Source organism: Nesterenkonia halobia (genome assembly GCF_039536005.1).
Taxonomy (GTDB): domain Bacteria; phylum Actinomycetota; class Actinomycetes; order Actinomycetales; family Micrococcaceae; genus Nesterenkonia; species Nesterenkonia halobia.
Window position 1 is genome coordinate 79,419 of the sequence record NZ_BAAAYG010000002.1, and the last position, 19,460, is coordinate 98,878.

The window sequence follows — 19,460 nt, forward strand, 5'->3', positions numbered from 1 at the left end:
CCGGTCCTCCGGCCCGCATCCCGCCCGGCGACCACAGGAGTTCCTTCGTGACGTTCCCCGCCGACAGGCCCCGGCGCCTGCGCCGCACCCCCGCCCTCCGCCGTCTCGTCGCCGAGACCCGGCTGCATCCGGCCGACTTCATCCTGCCGGTCTTCGTCCGTGAGGGCCTGGACGAGCCGATGCCGATCAGCTCGATGCCCGGCGTCGTCCAGCACACGGAGCAGAGCCTGCTCGAGGCCGCCGAGGAGGCAGCCGACCTGGGCCTGGGCGGGATCATGCTCTTCGGCATCCCCGCCGTCCGCGACGCCGAGGGCTCGGCGTCGCTGGATCCGCAGGGGATCCTCAATCGCAGCATCGCCGCGGTGAAGCAGCAGGTCGGCGACCGGCTGCCGGTGATGAGCGATCTCTGCCTCGACGAGTTCACCGACCACGGCCACTGCGGCGTGCTCACCGCCGAGGGCGCGGTGGACAACGACGCCACTCTGGAGATCTACGCGCGCATGGGGGTGGCCCAGGCCGAGGCCGGCGCCGACGTCGTCGCGCCGTCGGGCATGATGGACGGCCAGGTCGCGGTGATCCGCCAGGCGCTCGACGACGCCGGCCACCAGGACGCGGCGATCCTGGCCTACTCGGCCAAATACGCCTCGGCCTACTACGGTCCCTTCCGCGAGGCGGTCGACTCGCAGCTGCAGGGCGACCGGCGCAGCTACCAGATGGACGCCGCCAACCGTTCCGAAGGGCTGCGCGAGGCCGACCTGGACCTCGCCGAGGGCGCGGACATGCTCATGGTCAAGCCGGCCACCGCCTATCTGGACGTGCTCTCCGACGTCGCCGAGGCTTCCGACGTGCCGGTCTCGGCGTACCAGGTCAGCGGCGAGTACGCGATGATCGAGGCGGCCGCGGCGAACGGCTGGGTCGACCGCCGCGCCGTCGTGCTGGAGGCGCTGACCTCCATCCGCCGGGCCGGGGCCACCAATGTGCTGACCTATCACGCCGCCGAGGCCGCCCGCTGGCTGCGTGAGGGCTGACCGGCTCGACGGACCGCCGCCCCGCCGGTCGGCTTCGACCACTGTCCCGATCACCGATCCGAGCACCGATCCGAGAGGACCTATGACGACCAACCAGCAGCTCTTCGACGCCGCCAGCGACGTGATGCCCGGAGGCGTGAACTCTCCGGTGCGGGCCTTCGGCTCGGTCGGCGGGACCCCGGCGTTCATGGTCTCCGCCGAGGGGTCGCGGCTCACCGACGCCGAGGGGAAGGAGTACATCGACCTCGTCGGCTCCTGGGGCCCGGCCCTGCTGGGGCATAAGCACCCGGCGGTCATCGACGCCGTCCACGCCGCCGTCGACTCCGGACTGGGCTTCGGCGCCTCGCACCCCTCCGAGACCCGGCTGGCCGAGCTGGTGCGCTCGCGGGTGCCCGGCGCGGAGATGATCCGCATGGTCTCCACCGGCACCGAGGCGACGATGACTGCGGTGCGCCTGGCCCGCGGGGCGACCGGACGGAAGCTGGTGGTGAAGTTCGCCGGCTGCTACCACGGCCACTCCGACGGGCTGCTGGCCGCGGCCGGCTCCGGCGTGGCCACCCTCGGCCTCCCGGGGACGGCGGGAGTGACCGAGGCCCAGACCTCCGAGACCATCGTGATCGGCTACAACGACCGCGCCGCACTGGAGCAGGTCTTCGCCGACCACGGCGAGGACATCGCCGCAGTCATTACCGAGGGCGTGCCCGCCAACATGGGCGTGGTGCCGCCGCAGGAGGGCTTCAACGCCTTCATCCGGGAGATCACGCAGAAGCACGGCGCGCTGATGATCTTCGACGAGGTGATGACCGGATTCCGCATCACCGAGGCCGGCCAGTGGGGCGCCTCCGGCCGGCAGGAGGGCTGGACGCCGGACCTGTTCACCTTCGGCAAGGTCATCGGCGGCGGGATGCCCACTGCCGCGCTGGCGGGTCGTCGGGAGATCATGGAGCACCTGGCCCCGACCGGGCCGGTGTACCACGCCGGCACGTTGTCCGGGAACCCGGTGGCGATGGCCGCCGGTGCCGCGACGCTGGAGCACGCCACTGCCGAGGTCTACCAGCACATCGACTCCGCCGCCGAGGCCGTGGCGACCGGGCTGGGCGAGGCGCTCGACGCCGCCGGAGTGGACCACACGATCCAGAAGGCCGGATCGCTGTTCTCGCTGGCCTTCGGCACCTCGGCGACCGGTGTGCACGACTACGCGCAGGCCGGGGCCCAGGAGGCCTTCCGCTACGGGCCGTTCTTCCACGCGATGCTCGAGGCCGGGGTCTTCCTGCCGCCGAGCGTCTTCGAGGCCTGGTTCCTCTCGGCGGCGCACGACGACGCCGCCGTCGAGCAGATCCTGCAGGCGTTGCCGGGGGCCGCCCGTGCGGCGGCCGCCGCGCGGCCGCAGGGCTGACCTGCGGCGCTGTGCTTCACACGCCCCTCCTCGGTCAATAGACTCGAGTCAGCAGATGATTCGGGGAAGGTGCTGACTGAGGAGGGGTATGACGCAGGACGTCTCGGGTCGGGGCATCGAGCAGGAGGAGTCGGAGGGCGCGACGGAGGTGAAGCCGGCGCTCGGTGCGCCGCATGATGCGTATGCGGCGACGCTGCTGACGGTGAGTCTGGCGGGGGCGTTCGGCATGATGGCGCTCGTCCCGGACTCGTCGTGGGCTTGGTTGCCCACCGGTCTCTGCGGGGGTTTCGCCGCGTCGAGTCTGCACTACCTGCGGCGCGCCCACTTCTCCGCGCAGGGAGCCCGCGGGCATGCCGGCCGTCCGGCCGCGGGTCCATGGGCGCTGGTGATGCTGGCGCTGATGTCGCTGCCGGCAACAGTGCTCGGGCCGCTCCACGATGCGCTCGGCACCGGCTGGCACTGGGCGGTCGCCTGCCTGGCGCTGGCCACGCTGCTCGTCGCGCCGGTCCAGGCGGCCGCCAGCCTGAATCCGAGGGCCCGGGAGCTGATGACCCGCTGACCGGCGGCCTCCCGGTTCTGCATATGACGATGGCCCCGCCCGAGGAAGTCCTCGGACGGGGCCGTCGTCGTGCGTCATGGTGTGATGCACCCTTGAGTTCAGATCATATTCAGAAGTATCCTATGAGCATGTCGAGTACAGTCCCTGAGCGGTCCGAGTTCCGGTCCTCGGATCTGAGTCGTTCCTCTCCCGCGGTCTTCGCCGCGGCGTCGGACCATCCGATCCGCGTGACGCGGCGCGATGGTGAGCCGCTCGTCCTCATGAGCGAGTCCCGCGATCGAGCGCGCCGGCGCCTGCTTGAGCTGGCCGCCCAGCTGATCGCCGCGGCGACGGATAGTGAGGGGACGTTGAGCGATCGCCTGGTCAAAGTGTTGCCCTGGATGGAGGCGCTCTCCGACGGCGACCGTGCGGACTGCGCCGAAGAGCTCCTCTCGGCCGCGCGGGCTTCCTTCTCCACGAATCAGCCGCACCTGGCCGTGGCCACGCTGACCTCCTGGGAGGAGACCGCGGCGGCCATCGCCGCAGGGTTGCATACTGAGCCTGTGGAGTGGCTCGAGGAGGACGAGCCGGTGGAGCGTCCGTGACATATGGGCAAGAAGAACACGGATAGAGTCGAGCGCCCCACGAAGAAGTCTGAATATGAGCTGCAGTTCGCCGCCGGCGGGGCGAAGAAGGGATGGCGAGACCTTCAGGGCACGATCCGCAACGCACTGGCTGAGACGTGGGATTTCCTGACTCGGACGCCTCTCGAAGTGACGCCCACGAACTACCCGCTGAAAGGAGAGCTGGCCACCATCGTCCGGAGTGGCCGGGAGCACCAGCGGTGGCAGCACAAGCCGACTGCTCGGGGTGATGCGCGGATCTGGTTCTACGTGGACGGTCGGACCGTGTACCTCGAGCAGGTCCACACCAAGCATCCCAACCAGACGAAATGACGGGTGCCGATGACGACGGCCCCGCCCGAGGAACTCCTCGGACGGGGCCGTCGTCGTGCGTCACCGTCGGGCGGCGACTCGGCTGATCAGCGCCGGCTCGCGTCGGGGATGGTCCCGTACTTCAGCGCCGACCAGAAGTCGCCGCGGACGTAGCGGGTCTCCGCGTCGGGGACGAAGTCCCAGTGGCGCATGGTGCCCTTGGTCAGGGCCTCGGCCACCAGGCGGCGCTGCGACTGGCTGGTGCGCACCTGGGCGTCCAGCGCATCGAGGTCGTACCGCCGCTCGAGCTCGGCACGCAGGGTGGAGGCCACCTCGGCGTACTCGGGGGAGCGGGCGACGTTGGTGAACTCGTCCGGGTCGGCCTCCAGGTCGAAGAGCTGATCCGGGTCGCCGGGACAGATGACCATCTTGTGCTGCCCGCGGACGATGGTCAGCTGCGGCTTCACCGTGCCCTCGGCGAGGTACTCGACGATGACGTCGCGGTCCTCGGGGCTGATGTCGCCGGCGGCTTCGCGCCGGGCGGTCTCCAGCATGGAGCTGCCCTCGGTCTCGAGCGACGGGGCGCCGCCGAGGTCCATCAGCGTCGGCATCAGGTCCAGCAGCGACACCGGAGTCTGGTACCGGCCCTGCGGCACCAGGTGCTCCGGACCGTTCACGATCATCGGCACCCGGGAGGAGCGCTCGTACGGGGACATCTTGTACCAGAGGCCCTTCTCGCCGAGCATGTCGCCGTGGTCGGCGGTCACGATGATCACCGTGTTCTCCGCCAGGCCGAGCTCCTCCAGATGGGCGCGGATGCGGCCCACGTGGTCGTCGATGTAGCTCACGGCCGCGTAGTACGCCCGACGGGCGTTGCGGACGTCCTCGATCTCCGGGTCCCGGACGTCGAAGCCGGCCATCGCGCGGAGGCGGTGGCTGTGCGGGTCCTCCTCGACGGAGGGCACCTGGGGGTGCTTCGGGTCGGGGATCTCGCCCTCGCCGAACCGGTCCCAGTGCTCCCGCGGCGGCTCGTACGGGTCATGCGGGTGGATGAAGCTGGTGACCATCAGGAACGGCCGGTGCTCCTCGCCGTGCGCCTCGGCCCACTGGTTCGCTCGGACCCGGTCGTTGAGGTGGCGGATCGTCCGGAAGCCCACCTCGTCGTCGAAGTCCTGCTGGACGGTGGCCTTGGAGACGCCGGCGTCGAAGACTGCGCTCGCCTCGTGGTACCACTGCAGCTTCTGGTCGAAGGGCAGGTCCCAGTCCGGGACCATGTCCAGGTCGGCCGGGTAGACGTCGGTGGTCAGCCGCTCCTCGAAGCCGTGGTGCTGGTCGGCGCCGATGAAGTGCATCCGGCCCACCAGGGCGGTGTGGTACCCGGCGTTGCGCAGGTGGTGCGCGAACGTCGGGACCGAGGACGGGAAGTCGTCGCCGTTGTCGTAGCAGCCCAGCTGCGAGGGCAGCTGGCCGGTCATCATCGACGCCCGCGACGGCGAGCACAGCGGAGTGTTGCAGTAGGCCCGGTCGAAGACCGCGCCCTCGGCCGCCAGCGCGTCCATGTTCGGGGTCTTGGCGGCCTCGTCGCCGTAGGCGCCGAGCGCCTGCGCGGCCATCTGGTCCGCCTGCACCACCACGATGTTGGGAGGGGACACAGTCCCTGAGTTGTGCGAAGTGTCCTGAGCGTCGGACATGCCTGCATCCCTCCTTCTCCAGAGTCGTGGTGTGACGCGTTCGACCGTCCGGTGAACGCGAGCGTCACATTACAGGTCACTGCAATGGGGTGCATCCCAATCCGTGACGATGTGCGCTTCGTTCATGGCGGGGTCAGGATGATCTCTCCGGGGTTCCGCCCTGTCAGACGGCGGCGAGGGTGAGTTCTCGCCGACAGCGGCCATTGTGCTCGGCCCGAGGTCCTTGCGGCCTGACCGGCGGCTGTCACGTATCCGCTCAACTGGCCCAGTCTCGGTGACGCGTGGCGCCTTGCGGACGGAGTGTCTGCCGTCGGGATCGCGCCGTTGACAGTGACTCATGCCTCCAATAACGTCCTGGGGTATGACGGAGGTCACTGACAGGCTGCCCTGCGGCAGTCGTGGTGCGCGGGCGGTGCGAACAGGCAGCGTCGCGACCCTGCACGACTTCGTCAATCCCCTTGTTGCCGCCGACGAGGCGGGCTATGCCAACGACTCCTGGGCCGGCGAGGCGATCGGCTGGTACGGCGGCGAGCCCTAAGCACACCGCCCTGCGAGTGGTGGAGCGGCGTGCCGTCGAGGAGTGTTCGGACCCTGACTTGGTCGGGGTCTCCCCGCCTGCGGCATCGATGACGACTCCCGAGCGTGTGTGATCTTGCGCCCTGTCCCTGGGTCGTAGTTGCGGCTCATGTCGAGCTCAGGAAGCCTGCCGCCCCTCGCTGAATGACTGAACTCTATGTGCCTGGCTGCTGGATGATAGATCAGCAGATCCTATAGAAGGGTTTAATCGGCGTGCCAAAAAATAGAAGAAGGGCTGACGAGGGTCCAGCCGGCCCGTCGCACTCTCCGAAAGACGGCGGGGAAGCGGCCGCCCGCGAGTCTGATGGGGCGGTCGACGATCGAGCGAAGAGGGCGGGCTCTTCGAAGAGCTTGGACTATATGCGCCCGCAGTACCCCCACGACACGCACCCGGTTCTTGTTCCCGGTATCGCCGTCGATGAGCAGCGGCGGCGATACCGGATCGACTGGAGGGTCTTCTCGATCGCCGGTGCGCTGACCGTCGCCTTCGTGGTCTGGGGGATCGTCTCCCCGGAGAGTGTGGCGCCCGTCGCCGAGGCCGCCTTCTCGTGGTCCATGGAGAACCTCGGGTGGGTGTTCAACCTGGTCGCTATCGTCGTCCTGGTCGCGCTCGTGGGCATGGCGCTGTCCCCGTACGGGAGGATTCCGCTGGGGAAAGAAGGGGAGAAGCCTGAATTCAGCACGTTCTCCTGGACCGCGATGTTGTTCGCCGGCGGCCTCGGCGTCGCTGTTCTCTTCTGGGGGCCGTCCGAGCCGCTGACATACTTCATCTCACCGCCACCGTTGACGAATGAGCCCGAATCCGTCCGCGCCATGCATCGAGCCTTGGCGCAGATGTACTACCACTGGGGATTCCACGCATGGGCGTTCTACGCTCTGGTCGGCGGCGCGATCGCCTACTCCGCCTATCGTCGCGGCCGGTCACTGCTGATGTCGTCGATCTTCCGCGCCCTGTTCGGCAAACGGCATACCGAGGGACTGGCCGGCATGCTCGTCGACGTCTTCGCCATCATCGCGACGCTCTTCGGCACGGCGGCGGCCCTCGGCATCGCGGCGATGCAGATCGGCTCGGGCGTCAGCATCGTGTCGAATGCCGGCGAGCTGACGAACTCCATGCTGATCGTCATCATCGCGGTGCTGACCGTGGGGTTCGTGATCTCGGCGGTGTCCGGCGTCGCACGAGGAATCCGATACCTCTCGAATATCAACATCGTGCTCACGCTCGTGATGATCTTGGCGGTGCTCTTCCTCGGGCCGACGCTCTTCCTGCTGAACCTGCTGCCCTCAGCCGTCATCGAGTACCTGTTCTCCCTGGGGGACCTCATGGGGCGCTCCCTCTCGTGGGGTGAGGAGACGCAGGAGTTCCAGTCGGTGTGGACTGTCTATTATTGGGCCTGGTGGATCTCGTGGTCGCCGTTCGTCGGCATCTTCGTCGCCCGCATCTCCCGAGGGCGCACCATTCGGCAATTCACCCTCGGCACGATCATCGTGCCCTCCTCGCTGCTCTTCGTGGCCTACGGCATCATGGGCGGAGCCGCGATCTGGATGCGGCGTGAAGGGGCTAGCGGCTTCGACGAGGAGATGGCGCCGCCAGACGTGCTCTTCACGCTCATCGACAACCTTCCCTATGTGGAGTGGCTGCCGTATGTCGTGATCGTGATCCTGGCGATCTTCTTCATCACCGCGGCTGACTCCGCTTCAGTGGTCATGGGGATGCTCACCATGCAGGGGGATCCTCGGCCGCGCCGCTGGGTGGTCATCTTCTGGGGCCTGGTGATGGCGGGCATCGCGATCGTGATGCTCCTGCTCGGGGACGCGACGGCGCTGACCGGTCTGCAGCAGCTGGTCACTGTGACCGCCGCACCGTTCGCCCTCGTGCTCATCATCGTCATGATCGCGTGGTTCCGAGAGCTGCGCACCGATCCGATGGCGCTGCGGATGCACTATGCCCACACTGCAGTGGACAACGCCGTGACCGAAGGCGTCGACCGATATGGCGATGACTTTTCGATCCACGTCGTGGAGGCGGAGCCAGGCACGGGGGCCGGCGCGGATGTCGACTCGTCCGATGACTGTTTCACCGAGTGGTATCAGCGCACCGATGAGAACGATGAGCCGGTCGGATATGACTTCACGACGGGAGAATGGGCCGATGGATATGATCCGGCGACGGGTGAGATCTCCATCGTCTCCGCGGAAGAGCAGATTTCAGGTGAGACGGGCGACGAGTCGGATGCTCAGACTCGGTGAACTGTTCTGGGTCTCGTCCCGTTCCCTATGAGGGGAGCGAGACCCAGGGCCGCTCGGCGGCTCGCCGATCGAAGGGACGAGTCCCTTTCTGTTTTCCTCTGAAGAATAGGGCGAGAAGCCCTGAAGCAGGGCGAAATATGTCCCTGGTGATCGAAGGAGCGTCTGTATATGTCTGCAACTCTGTACATTGATGGTCGGTGGGTGCCGGCCGAGTCCGGTGAGACCCGCACGATCACCTGCCCGGCCGACGGCTCCGAGGTCGGCGTCGTCGCCGAGGCCGGCGAGGCCGACACCCTGAAGGCCATCGCCGCGGCGAAGCAGGCCTTCGAGTCCCGGATCTGGGTCGAGACCCCGGCCGCCGAGCGCGGCGCGCTGGTGATGAAGGTCGCCGAGGCCATCGCCGAGCGCAAGGACGAGTTCGCCCGCGCCGAGGCCCTCGACACCGGCAAGCGGTTCGTCGAGGCCCAGATCGATATGGACGACATCATCGGCTGCTTCCGCCACTTCGGCAAGCTCGCCGATGCTGATGCCGGTCGCCTCGTCGATGCCGGCGACCCGACGGTGGTCTCGAAGGTCGTCCACGAGCCGGTGGGGGTCTGCGGGATGATCACTCCGTGGAACTTCCCGCTGCTGCAGGCGGCGTGGAAGATCGCCCCGGCGCTGGCGGCCGGCAACTCGCTGGTCCTCAAGCCGGCCGAGCTGACTCCGCATACTGCGATCCTGATCATCGATGTCCTGGACAAGCTGGGTCTGCCGGCCGGGGTGGCGAACCTGGTCCTCGGTGCTGGTGCGACTGCGGGTGCGCCGTTGTCCTCGCATCCGGATGTCGATCTGATCTCGTTCACCGGGGGTCTGGTCACTGGTCGCAAGATCGCTGCGGCCGCCTCACAGACGGTGAAGAAGATCGCTCTGGAGCTGGGTGGGAAGAACCCGAATGTGGTCTTCGCCGACGCCGACTTCGAGGCGGCCGTCGACAACGCGCTCAACGCCGGATTCCTGGACTCCGGCCTGGTCTGCTCCGCGGGCAGCCGGCTGATCGTCGAGGAGTCGATCGCGGAGGACTTCGTCGATGAGCTGGTCCGCCGCGCGGAGAACATCCGCATGGGCGGCCCGTTTGACGAGACCGCCGAGACCGGCCCGCTGATCTCGGCCGAGCACCGCGAGAAGGTCACCGGCTATGTCGAGCAGGGCGTCGCCGAGGGTGCGCGGCTGCGCACCGGCGGCCACTGGGGCGGCGAGGAGCACCAGGAGGGCTGCTTCTACGCCCCCACCGTCCTGGACCAGGTGGAGCGTGGGATGAGCGTCGTCGTCGAGGAGGGCTTCGGTCCGGTGATCACTGTCGAGACCTTCTCCACCGAACAGGAGGCGATCGCGACGGCCAACGACACCCAGTATGGGTTGGCTGGGGCGGTGTGGACTTCGGATGCCGGCACGGCTCACCGGGTGTCGTCGAAGCTGCGGCACGGCACGATCTGGATCAACGACTACCACCCCTACCTGCCGCAGGCGGAGTGGGGCGGCTTCAAGCAGTCCGGCGTCGGCCGCGAGCTCGGCCTGGGCGGGCTGGAGGAGTACCGCGAGACCAAGCACATCTATCAGAACACCGAGCCGGCGGTCAGCGGCTGGTTCTCGATGCCGGAGAAGTGAGGACAGGAGAGAATGACTGAGAACACCACTTTCGACTACGTCGTCGTCGGCGGCGGCTCCGCCGGTGCGGCGGTCGCCGCGCGGCTGAGCGAGGACCCCGGGGTCAGCGTCGCGCTGCTGGAGGCCGGCCCGACCGACGCCGACAAGGACGTCGTCCTGCAACTGAACCGCTGGATGGAGCTGCTCGAGTCCGGCTACGACTGGGACTACCCCATCGAGCCGCAGCAGAACGGCAACTCCTTCATGCGTCACGCCCGCGCCAAGGTGCTGGGCGGCTGCTCCTCGCACAACTCCTGCATCGCCTTCTGGGCGCCGAAGGAGGACCTGGACGAGTGGGAGTCGATGGGCGCGACCGGCTGGAACGCCGAGGCGACCTACCCCCTCTACCAGCGCCTGGAGACCAACGACGCCGCCGGCGACCACCACGGCCGGACCGGGCCGGTGAACCTGATGACCATCCCGCCGCACGACCCCTGCGGCGTCTCGCTGCTGGACGCCTGCGAGCAGGCCGGCATCCCCCGGGTGCAGTTCAACTCGGGTGAGACCGTGGTCAAGGGCGCGAACTTCTTCCAGGTCAACCGCAAGGAGGACGGCACGCGCTCGTCGTCGTCGGTCTCCTACCTGCACCCGATCCTGGACCGGGAGAACCTCACCATCCTCACCGACACCTGGGTGAAGGAGATCCTCGTCGACGGCGACCGGGCCGTCGGGCTCTCCGCGGTCGGCGGGGCCTTCGGCAAGGCCCACACGATCACCGCGAACCGAGAGGTCGTCCTCTCCGCCGGCGCGATCGACTCGCCGAAGCTGCTGATGCTCTCCGGGATCGGGCCGGCCGAGCATCTGGCCGAGCACGGCATCGCCTCCCGCGTGGACTCCCGCGGCGTCGGCGAGCACCTGCAGGACCACCCGGAGGCGGTCATCGGCTGGGACGCCAAGAAGCCGATGATCGAGGAGGGCTTCCAGTGGTGGGAGATCGGCATCTTCGCCGACACCAAGGAGGGCACCGGCGAGTCCGACAAGCCGGGCCGTCCGGACCTGATGATGCACTACGGGGCGGTGCCGTTCGACATGCACACGCTGCGTCAGGGCTACCCCACCAGTGAGAACACGTTCTGCCTGACCCCGAACATCACCCACGCCAAGTCGCGCGGCACCGTGCGGCTGCGGTCGCGGGACTACCGGGACAAGCCGCACGTGGACCCGAAGTACTTCACCGACGCCGAGGGCCACGACATGCGCGTGGCCGTCGAGGGCATCAAGCTGGCCCGCGAGATCGTCTCGCAGCCGGCGATGGCCGAGTGGGCCGGCGAGGAGCTCTACCCGGGCAAGGACGTGCAGACGGACGAGGAGATCGCCGACTACGTCTCCCGCACCCACAACACCGTCTACCACCCGGCCGGCACCGTCCGGATGGGCGCGGTCGACGACGACATGTCCCCGCTGGACCCGGAGCTGCGGGTCAAGGGCGTGAAGGGTCTGCGCGTCGCCGACGCCTCGGCGATGCCGGAGCTGACGACGGTGAACCCGAACATCACCACGATGATGATCGGCGAGCGCTGCGCGGATTTGATCAAGGCCTCACGCTGAGGCTCCCCGTGCCGGATTGATCGGGCTGAGGGGCGTCGACGGGCACTGTCTCGTCGGCGCCCCTCAGCCGTTCGGGCGGCTCGTGCGCTGCCCGACGTGGAGCAGAGCAGATGGTGAGTGAGGTCAGTTGACCGGACCGATCCAGCGGCCGTTCTCGTCGTACTGATCCTGATAGATCTTCGGCGGGCGATCCGTGGACGGATCGAACTGCACCGGTCCGTTGCAGCCCCACTGGTCCTGCGACTCGCAGGCGCCGGAGACCCAGCGGGAGTTCTGGGTCCAGATGTCGGCCTCGCCGGGGGAGGACTCGACGCGGAGCTGGCCTGGGAGGCTTGTCCAATCACGTCCGGCATAGCGGAACTCGCCGACGTAGACGGTCGTCACAGTCACCGGATAGATGCCCGTCTCCTCGTAGACGAGCGATGTCTTGGTGGCGAAGTCCGTCTTGTTGATCTTTTCGCCCGTTCCGTCGTGCTCCGGCAATGGCCCGCCAGGGTCAGTGGTTGTCCTCGACATTCCATCTCCGTAGTCCCAGTGATAGATCACCGGCGAGGCCCGGATCTCTACCGTCTGCCCCAGAAACTCTTCCGATATGGACTGCTCGTCAACCTCGGCGTACATGTTCGTGTGCCGTCCCTTATAGCCGAATCCCAGGAGGTGGGGTTCGAACCTCACTCTCGGAGCGTCAGGGCTCATCGACATGAAAGCTGACTCTGCCACAGTGGCCGGTGATGGCTCATCGACATTCTCTTCGTCACCGGGATCGTCTTCTAATTCCCAGCCTGGGGCGCACTGGACAGTGTAGCCTTCGACATCCTCATAATCTCCTTGATTCTCACAGGGCTTGTTCAGGAAGTAGATGCTGGAGCACATCATATTGTACTCCAGGGTTTCTTCATCGATGCAGGTATTCTGAAGATCGTAGAGGGTCTCGGCATGGTCGATGTCATTGTCGGCCGAGGGTGTAGTGTTGGGGGTTTCCGAGGCAGGGGGAGAGTCGTCGTTTAATTCTTCGTATGAAGTCTCATCGGTGTACTGATCTTCGAGTTCGAGTTCCCACTCATTATCGCCGATTCCTGCTGTACTTTCAGGAACTTCTGCAGGCTCTGTCGTATCTGCCCGCCCAGGAGATTCTAGTCCGACGATCATCAGGCAACCGATAGCGAGCGACGCGCTCCAGATATTTCTGATGCGCATGCTGTAAATCACGAGTCGTCTTCTGTGTTCGAGTCGTCAGGCAGTGAGCTGAGGTCTCGAACAACCCAGTGTTCTCCGTCGTACTTCAGAAGAGCGCCCCAGGACTGTCCCTCTTCTCCTTCGACGGGCTCAGCCTCGGCGGTATCGTAGTAAGCGGTGAAAGACCCCTCATCGATCTCGAACAGCCCCTTGAAGGTACCGTCGCCCTGGTTCGTCAGTCCGACCCTGCCGACCTTATGTGACTCCTGCGTCCACCAGTCGCCTTCGTCGTAGGTTTTGATGACGCGGTTCACCCGATTGATGCAGAATGTGCAGTCGTCACCTGAAATCGCCTTGAGGGGGTCCGTGTCGCCCGTGTTCCGGGCGTAGGCGTCGAGCTCCCACCAGTACTTCAGGGTTGCTTCTGCGCCTTCTTCGCTGTTCTCCGTGAGCTGCGCAGGAGCCGCAGGCTCCGACCAGTTCTCCGCAGGGCCTTCCGACGAGGCCGGCACCGATTCGCCGGAGCCCTCCTCGCTCGAACCATCGTTCCCAGACGTGCCCGAGGGCTCATCAGGCGACGCAGACTCCTCGCCCGAGCCGCCGTCGCCTGTCTCCTCAGACGAGGACGACGCGCTCGGCTCCTCGGATCCGGCCTCAGCGCCTTCCTCCGGCGACCCGCCGCAGGCGCTGAGCAGCAGTGCTCCGGCGAGCACCACCCCCATCAGGGGCAGGCGGCGCACGCGGGCGGCGCCGTCGTCGGTCGTCAGGTCGGTCTCAGTGGCCACAGGCGTCATGGGGGCTCCCGCGTCGTTCCGGCAAGATCAGGGGCCACCGGGCAGGGCGGAGGCCGCTCAGCCCGCCAGTCTAGAGACCACACCAGCCGCCGCAACTCCGCCAGGTCAGCTTGTGGACGAGGCCCCGGGCGCCGGCCGATAGGCTGGAAGCCAACCCGCCCGGACTCGACGCATCCGCCCTGGAGCAGCCCATGGACACCGCCCAGCACGCCTCTTCCGACGATGCCCCTCGTCAGCCGACCAGCCCCTGCTGCGCGCCGAGCAGCAGCGCACCGGCCGAGGCCTCCAGCGACGGGGACGCGACGTCGCCCTCGGGATCCGTCTCCGGTCCCTCGCCGGAGCTCCTCGAAGCCCTCGCCGCCCACGCCCCGGAGCAGCTGACGATGATCGGGCTGTCCGCGACCACCTTCCGCATGGGATCCGAGGACGAGCTGGCCTACCCCGCCGACGGTGAGGGCCCGGTCCGCGAGGTCGCCGTCGGGCCCTTCGCCATCGGAGCCGCCAGCGTCACCGTCGCCGAGTTCGCCGCCTTCGTCGCCGCCACCGGCCACCGCACCGATGCCGAGACCTTCGGCGACTCGATGGTCTTCGCCGGGCGGCTCACCGACGAGCTGCGGGCGAGCACGCCGGCGGTCGCCGAGGCTCCGTGGTGGCGGCAGGTCCGCGGCGCGACCTGGTTCGCCCCCGATGGGCCCGACAGCACCGCCGCAGGCCGCGAAGACCACCCGGTCACCCATGTCTCCCACCGCGATGCGCAGGCCTATGCCCAGTGGGTGGGCGCGCGGCTGCCCACTGAGGCTGAATGGGAGTACGCCGCCCGCGGCGGGCTGGACCAGCAGCCCTACCCGTGGGGCGCGGTCCGCGATCCCGAGGGCGTGAGGCGGATGAACATCTTCCCGGGCGACTTTCCGGAGGACCCGCACGGCGAGGCGGGCACGATGCCGGCACGCTCCTTCGAGCCCAATGGCCTCGGCCTCTACAACACCACCGGCAACGTCTGGGAGTGGACCGCCGGCACCTTCGGCGCCACGGGCAATCCGGTCGCCCGCGGCGGCTCCTACATGTGCCACGAGAACTACTGCCGCCGCTACCGCACCACCGGACGTACGCAGGCGACGGCGGACACCACCCTGGGCCACACCGGCTTCCGCATCGCCGCCGACGTCGGCTGAGCCGGCAGCGCCGCCGGCGTCACCGGCGTCGCCGCCTCACATCGGCCAGCTGGGGTCCACCACGGCGTCGGGGCGGGTGCGGCGGAAGTACTCCTGCAGCGAGGCGGCCTGCTCGGCCTTCCACCCGATCTGCAGCTCGTGCAGCTCCTCGGCCGGGATCTGCAGCTGCGGATACTTCGCCGCCAGCGCGCCGGCGACCTCGACGGCGGCCCAGGCGTCCGGCGTCGCCGAATGGGCGTCGTCGAGCGTGATCCGGTAGTGCTCGCTGACGTGGCCCAGCGTGCGCTTGCCGCGGCGGAACCGGTCGACCTGCTTGTCGACGACCAGCGGATCGATGACCGGGGAGGGGAGCGGCACGTCGATGCCGTGCCGCTCGGCCTCGGCGGCCAGCACGGTGAAGTCGTACGGAGCATTGAAGACGATCACCGGATTGCCGGCTTCGAGCTGCTCGCGCACTGCGTGGACGATCTGCGGGATCGCCTCGGCGGCGTCCTGGCCCTCGGCCTGCACCTGTTCGGTGGAGATGCCGTGGACCGCGGTGGTCTCGGCCGGGATCTCCACACCGGGGTCGACCAGCCATTCGCGGGCGCGTTCGCGGCGACCGTCGGCGTAGACGGTCACCACCGCCGCGGAGACGATCCTGGCCACGCGGGGGTCTCGCGAGGTGGTCTCCAGGTCGAAGCCCGCTCGCGGACGGTCGTGCCAGCTCTGGCGGCTGGTCGGGAGGTCGAAGAGTGCCGGTTCATCCACGCCTCCAGCGTATCGTCCGCCGCCGACACGTCCGCGGACGACGCTCGCACAGACGGCGAGACCCAGGATGGCTCTGTGGCAGGTGTGGGAAAGCCCCGGTATTCCCACGCGTGCCGCGGAGTCATCCCGTCCGGCGGCGGGACCGTGTCGGAGGGCTCTGGTTGAATGTGGGCCATGAGCTTCGACGTCGCCGTCACTCCGGACGCCGCCCAGCAGGCCGTCCTCGACCGCGTCGCCGCCGGCGACCACGGCCCGCTGCTGGTCACCGGCGGGCCCGGCACGGGCAAGTCCACGCTCGCCGTCGAGCTGGCGCTGCGCTTCCTGCGCGCCGGCGGCGACTCCCACCACCTGCTGCTGCTCTCGCCCTCGCGCGCCTCCTCGGCCGCGCTGCGCGACGCGCTGGAGGCCCGGTGGGCCGCGGAGCCCGACGGCGGCTCGCTGACCGACCAGCCCTCGCGCTCCTTCGCCTCGTATGCCTTCTGGCTGCTCGGCGAGGCCCGCCGCCGCGGCTTCCTGGAGTTCGCCGCGCGGACTCCGCGGCTGCTCTCCGGCGCCGAGCAGGACCGCGAGATCGCCGCGCTGCTGGACTCCGAGCACACCGCCATCGACTGGCGGGTCACCGATCCGATCAGCGGGGCGGTGCGCATCGACCTGCGCGAGGCCGCCGCCACCGCCGGCTTCCGCAAGGAGATCCGCGAGCTCTTCGACCGTGCCGCCGAGTACGGCGTCAGCCCCGAGGAGCTCATCGCCTGGGGCGAGCAGGCCGCCCCCGGCGCCGGCCCGGGCGATCCGGCCTGGCTGCCGGCCGGCCGGCTCTACGCCGAGTACCTCGAGCAGCTCGGCCAGCGCGCGCCCAACGCCTTCGACCCGGCCGGGCTGATCAGCCGCGCCTGCGACGTGCTGGAGGACAGCCCGCAGCTGCTGCACGAGGAGCAGGACCGGCTGCGGCTGATCCTCGCCGACGACCTGCAGGAGGCCAATCCGAACATCTACCGGCTGCTGCGGCTCATCGGCGCCGGCCGCCGCGTCGTCGCCTGCGCCAACCCCGACGTCGCCGTCCAGGGCTTCCGCGGCGCGCGCCCGGACCTGCTGGCCCACTGGACCGGCACGACCGGCGACCGTCCGGCCCAGGCGCAGCATGCCGAGGGCGCCGACCAGTCCGGAGCGCCGGAGGAGCCCGAGGCGCCGGAGGAGCACGACGACGGGACGGTCACCCTGCGCGGCCGGCGCGGCTCGATGCGCCCGGACGAGGGGCTGCCCGGCCGCACCCCGGAGGTCCTCGCCCTCGACGGCGACCACCGGCTCGACGAGCCCGTCGGCGAGGTCTACGGCCGGGTCGTGCAGCGCATCGGCGCCGTCGGCGACAGCCGTGCCCACCGCGGACGCTGGGCGCAGCTGGCCACTCTGGCCCAGCAGCGCCTGGACGCGCTCGCCGAGGACCAGCGCGCTGAGGCCGAGCGGCGCGCGGCCGCGGGGGAGAAGCCCTCCTCGGGCCGGAGGCTGAACGTCGCCGCCGACGTCGACGCTCGCGGCCGCGGCGTGCACGTCGCCGTCGTCGGCGGCCAGTACCACGCCGAGCAGATGATCCTGCAGGAGGTCCTCGACCGGCACCACCGCGGCGGCGACGCCGGCGAGCCGCTGCCGCTGGACGAGATCGCCGTCGTCGTCCGCAACGGCCAGATGGTCCAGCAGATCACCCGGCTCTTCCACTCCCACGGTGTGCCGGTGCGGCGCTCGATGAGCGAGATCGTGCTGCACGAGGAGGTCGCCGTCGCCCCGCTGCTGCGCATCCTGCGGGCGGTCACCGCCGAGGATCCGCTCGCCGGCGCCGACGCGAAGCGGCTGCTCGCCGGACCCTACGGCGCAGTGGACTCGGTGGCGCTGCGCCGCATCCGCCAGCGGCTGCTGACCGCCGAGCGGCGGCTGCGCCCGGAGACCGTCGACCAGCGCGACTCCGAGGAGCTGCTCGCCGTCGGGATCTCGGCTCCGGAGGATCCGACCGTCGCCGAGGCGCTGGCGACCAAGGGCCCGGCGCTGTCCGGACTGCGCCGGCTCGGCGCGATGGTCGCCGCCGCACGGACGGCCTGGGAGCAGCTGGGCGAGTCCGCCGGCGCCGGCGATCTGCTCTGGGAGGTCTGGCAGGCCTCCGGCCGCGAGGCGCTGTGGGTGCGCCGCTCGGCGCGCGGCGGCGAGGAGGCCCGCCGTGCCCACCGTGACCTGGATGCGGTGGTCTCGCTGTTCCAGGCGGCCGAGCGCTACGCCGAGCAGCTGCCCGGCCACAGCGTCAGCGGCTTCGTCACCCATATGGAGGAGATGGAGCTGCCCATGGACACCCTCGCCGAGGCCTCCACGGCCCAGGATGCGGTGCACGTGCTCACCCCGGCGACGGCGGCCGGCCAGGAGTTCGACACTGTGGTCATCGCCGGGCTGCAGGACGGGGTCTGGCCGAACCTGACGCCGCGCGGCGAGCTGCTGGGCTCCTCCCGGCTGGTCGACGTCGTCGACGGCGACGATCCGGCCGCGGCCTCGACGCGGGCGAAGCGGCTGCAGGTCCTGCAGGACGAGCACCGGCTCTTCGCCGCGGCGGTCTCGCGGGCGAAGCATCGGCTGGTGGGCATCGGCATCGAGAACACCGACGAGACGCCCAGCATGCTGCTGGATCTGATCCTGCCGCCGCTGCTGCGTCCCTCCTCGGAGCTGGCGCGTCCGCGGGCGATGACCGCACCGACGCTCCTCGCCGAGCTGCGCCGGCGACTCGAGCATCACCACAGCGCCGATGCTCCGCAGACCGCTGAGCCTCAGGCGCAGGAGGCCGCCCGAGCCCTGGCGCTGATGGCCTCCGCCGAGGATCCGCACAGCGGCGACCGCATCCCCGGCGCCGACCCCGAGGAGTGGTGGGGGACGGTGGATCCGCGCGAGGTCGAGCCGCTGATCACCGAGGCCGAGCTCGACGACGGCGCGCCGATCCGGCTCTCGCCCTCGGCGCTGGACACTGCGTTCAACCAGCCGCTGCAGTGGTTCACCCAGCGGGCCGGCGGCGTCGCCCCGACCGACCAGGCGCGCAGCCTCGGGCTGCTGATCCACTCCATCGCCGAGGACCACCCCGAGCCGCGTGCGCGCCCGCACGAGACCCAGCAGATGCTGCTCGACGCGCTGGCCTCCCGCTGGCCGGAGCTGGGCCTGGATCCCGACTCCTGGCGCACGGCCGGCGAGTATGCCCGGGCCCAGGAGATGATCAAGCGGATCGCCTGGTACCTGCATGCCGCCGAGGAGTCCGGCCGCCAGCACCTCATCTCCGAGGCGCACTTCACCACTGGGTCCCAGCTGCCGGTGCGCGGCACGATGCGCGAGGTCACCGTCTCCGGTCTCATCGACCGGCTGGAGCGCGAGGTCGACGACGCCGGCGAGCCCACCGGCCGCTTCTTCATCCTGGACTATAAGACCGGCCGTCACGCCCCGCGGCGCTGCGCGCACCACACTCCGCCCGGCAGCGCCCGGACCAAGCCCGAGACCTGCGAGCTCTGCGGCCACCTGCAGCTGGGCATCTACCAGACGATGCTCACCACCCCGGCCGAGGAGAAGACCGTCGTCCGCGGCGAGGACCCGGTGGAGCTGGAGCTGACCGGCGAGGTGCTCGGCGCGGCGCTGCTGCAGGTCGGCGAGGACCGCAAGAAGATCGAGGGGATCGAGTACCGCCAGGAGCCGATCACCGACGTCGACCGCCAGGACGACTGGCCGGACGGCGTCGAGCACTGGCCGCAGCTGGCGCTGCGCGAGGCCGCCGAGGTGGTCTCCGGAGCCCGCTTCCGTGCGGTGCACAGTCCCGGCGATCAGCAGTGCCGGGTCGGGGCGCTCTGTCCGCTCTGCGCCTCCGGCACCGAGGTCACCCAGCCGCTCGAATGACCTGTCAGCCCCAGCAC

The 19,460-nt window shown here is 69.3% G+C and carries 15 protein-coding genes; 11 read left to right on the top strand and 4 right to left on the bottom strand.

What is annotated here, in order from left to right:
- Positions 1 to 47 precede the first annotated feature (47 nt).
- The 5 genes from hemB to ABD652_RS01185 all read left to right on the top strand — a co-directional run bounded on the left by hemB (position 48) and on the right by ABD652_RS01185 (position 3,918).
- The gene (gene hemB, locus ABD652_RS01165; protein WP_344717362.1) at positions 48 to 1,028 is read left to right on the top strand and encodes a porphobilinogen synthase; all 981 of its coding nucleotides are present in this window, start codon (positions 48 to 50) and stop codon (positions 1,026 to 1,028) included.
- An 82-nt stretch (positions 1,029 to 1,110) separates the two neighbouring features.
- Entirely contained in the window at positions 1,111 to 2,424 is a 1,314-nt protein-coding gene (gene hemL, locus ABD652_RS01170; RefSeq protein ID WP_344717363.1) for a glutamate-1-semialdehyde 2,1-aminomutase, read from the top strand.
- 88 nt (positions 2,425 to 2,512) lie between these two features.
- Positions 2,513 to 2,983: a hypothetical protein gene (locus ABD652_RS01175; protein ID WP_344717364.1), complete on the top strand. Its 471-nt coding sequence runs from the start codon at positions 2,513 to 2,515 to the stop codon at positions 2,981 to 2,983.
- Positions 2,984 to 3,243: 260 nt separating this feature from the next.
- Positions 3,244 to 3,567 (top strand): prevent-host-death protein, encoded by a 324-nt coding sequence (locus ABD652_RS01180; protein ID WP_344717365.1) that lies wholly within the window; start codon positions 3,244 to 3,246, stop codon positions 3,565 to 3,567.
- A gap of 3 nt (positions 3,568 to 3,570) precedes the next feature.
- Positions 3,571 to 3,918 (top strand): hypothetical protein, encoded by a 348-nt coding sequence (locus tag ABD652_RS01185; protein ID WP_344717366.1) that lies wholly within the window; start codon positions 3,571 to 3,573, stop codon positions 3,916 to 3,918.
- An 86-nt stretch (positions 3,919 to 4,004) separates the two neighbouring features.
- On the opposite strand, the gene betC is transcribed toward ABD652_RS01185, so the two are convergent.
- The gene (gene betC, locus ABD652_RS01190) at positions 4,005 to 5,588 is read right to left on the bottom strand and encodes a choline-sulfatase (RefSeq protein ID WP_344717367.1); all 1,584 of its coding nucleotides are present in this window, start codon (positions 5,586 to 5,588) and stop codon (positions 4,005 to 4,007) included.
- A 412-nt stretch (positions 5,589 to 6,000) separates the two neighbouring features.
- Between betC and ABD652_RS01195 the strand changes: the two genes are divergently transcribed.
- The 4 genes from ABD652_RS01195 to ABD652_RS01210 all read left to right on the top strand — a co-directional run bounded on the left by ABD652_RS01195 (position 6,001) and on the right by ABD652_RS01210 (position 11,648).
- Complete coding sequence (locus ABD652_RS01195) at positions 6,001 to 6,126, top strand: hypothetical protein (RefSeq protein ID WP_344717368.1); 126 nt, start codon at positions 6,001 to 6,003, stop codon at positions 6,124 to 6,126.
- A 398-nt stretch (positions 6,127 to 6,524) separates the two neighbouring features.
- On the top strand, positions 6,525 to 8,414 hold the full coding sequence (locus ABD652_RS01200) for a BCCT family transporter (RefSeq protein WP_344717370.1): 1,890 nt from the start codon (positions 6,525 to 6,527) through the stop codon (positions 8,412 to 8,414).
- 168 nt (positions 8,415 to 8,582) lie between these two features.
- Positions 8,583 to 10,061, top strand: coding sequence for an aldehyde dehydrogenase family protein (locus ABD652_RS01205; RefSeq protein WP_344717371.1), 1,479 nt, complete (start codon positions 8,583 to 8,585; stop codon positions 10,059 to 10,061).
- 12 nt (positions 10,062 to 10,073) lie between these two features.
- Positions 10,074 to 11,648 carry a GMC family oxidoreductase gene (locus tag ABD652_RS01210; RefSeq protein WP_344717372.1) on the top strand — a complete coding sequence of 525 codons (1,575 nt, stop codon included), beginning with the start codon at positions 10,074 to 10,076 and terminating at the stop codon, positions 11,646 to 11,648.
- A 123-nt stretch (positions 11,649 to 11,771) separates the two neighbouring features.
- On the opposite strand, the gene ABD652_RS01215 is transcribed toward ABD652_RS01210, so the two are convergent.
- Together ABD652_RS01215 and ABD652_RS01220 are read right to left on the bottom strand one after the other, a co-directional pair.
- On the bottom strand, positions 11,772 to 12,857 hold the full coding sequence (locus tag ABD652_RS01215) for a hypothetical protein (RefSeq protein ID WP_344717373.1): 1,086 nt from the start codon (positions 12,855 to 12,857) through the stop codon (positions 11,772 to 11,774).
- Positions 12,854 to 13,618: a DUF6318 family protein gene (locus ABD652_RS01220; protein WP_425574526.1), complete on the bottom strand. Its 765-nt coding sequence runs from the start codon at positions 13,616 to 13,618 to the stop codon at positions 12,854 to 12,856. Before ABD652_RS01220 ends, ABD652_RS01215 begins: the two co-directional genes overlap by 4 nt.
- Positions 13,619 to 13,809: 191 nt before the next feature.
- On the opposite strand from ABD652_RS01220, the gene ABD652_RS01225 reads away from it, so the two are divergent.
- On the top strand, positions 13,810 to 14,790 hold the full coding sequence (locus ABD652_RS01225; RefSeq protein WP_344717375.1) for an SUMF1/EgtB/PvdO family nonheme iron enzyme: 981 nt from the start codon (positions 13,810 to 13,812) through the stop codon (positions 14,788 to 14,790).
- Between the two features lie 36 nt (positions 14,791 to 14,826).
- On the opposite strand, the gene ABD652_RS01230 is transcribed toward ABD652_RS01225, so the two are convergent.
- Complete coding sequence (locus ABD652_RS01230; protein ID WP_344717376.1) at positions 14,827 to 15,540, bottom strand: 3'-5' exonuclease; 714 nt, start codon at positions 15,538 to 15,540, stop codon at positions 14,827 to 14,829.
- 174 nt (positions 15,541 to 15,714) lie between these two features.
- On the opposite strand from ABD652_RS01230, the gene ABD652_RS01235 reads away from it, so the two are divergent.
- Positions 15,715 to 19,443: a UrvD/REP family ATP-dependent DNA helicase gene (locus ABD652_RS01235; RefSeq protein WP_344717378.1), complete on the top strand. Its 3,729-nt coding sequence runs from the start codon at positions 15,715 to 15,717 to the stop codon at positions 19,441 to 19,443.
- Positions 19,444 to 19,460: the final 17 nt, after the last annotated feature.

Coding starts and splice junctions, on each gene's coding strand:
- hemL (WP_344717363.1), top strand. CDS start 1,111: ATGACGACCAACCAGCAGCTCTTCGACGCCGCCAGCGACGTGATGCCC.
- ABD652_RS01175 (WP_344717364.1), top strand. CDS start 2,513: ATGACGCAGGACGTCTCGGGTCGGGGCATCGAGCAGGAGGAGTCGGAG.
- ABD652_RS01180 (WP_344717365.1), top strand. CDS start 3,244: ATGAGCGAGTCCCGCGATCGAGCGCGCCGGCGCCTGCTTGAGCTGGCC.
- ABD652_RS01185 (WP_344717366.1), top strand. CDS start 3,571: ATGGGCAAGAAGAACACGGATAGAGTCGAGCGCCCCACGAAGAAGTCT.
- betC (WP_344717367.1), bottom strand. CDS start 5,588: ATGTCCGACGCTCAGGACACTTCGCACAACTCAGGGACTGTGTCCCCT.
- ABD652_RS01200 (WP_344717370.1), top strand. CDS start 6,525: ATGCGCCCGCAGTACCCCCACGACACGCACCCGGTTCTTGTTCCCGGT.
- ABD652_RS01205 (WP_344717371.1), top strand. CDS start 8,583: ATGTCTGCAACTCTGTACATTGATGGTCGGTGGGTGCCGGCCGAGTCC.
- ABD652_RS01210 (WP_344717372.1), top strand. CDS start 10,074: ATGACTGAGAACACCACTTTCGACTACGTCGTCGTCGGCGGCGGCTCC.
- ABD652_RS01220 (WP_425574526.1), bottom strand. CDS start 13,618: ATGACGCCTGTGGCCACTGAGACCGACCTGACGACCGACGACGGCGCC.
- ABD652_RS01225 (WP_344717375.1), top strand. CDS start 13,810: ATGGACACCGCCCAGCACGCCTCTTCCGACGATGCCCCTCGTCAGCCG.
- ABD652_RS01235 (WP_344717378.1), top strand. CDS start 15,715: ATGAGCTTCGACGTCGCCGTCACTCCGGACGCCGCCCAGCAGGCCGTC.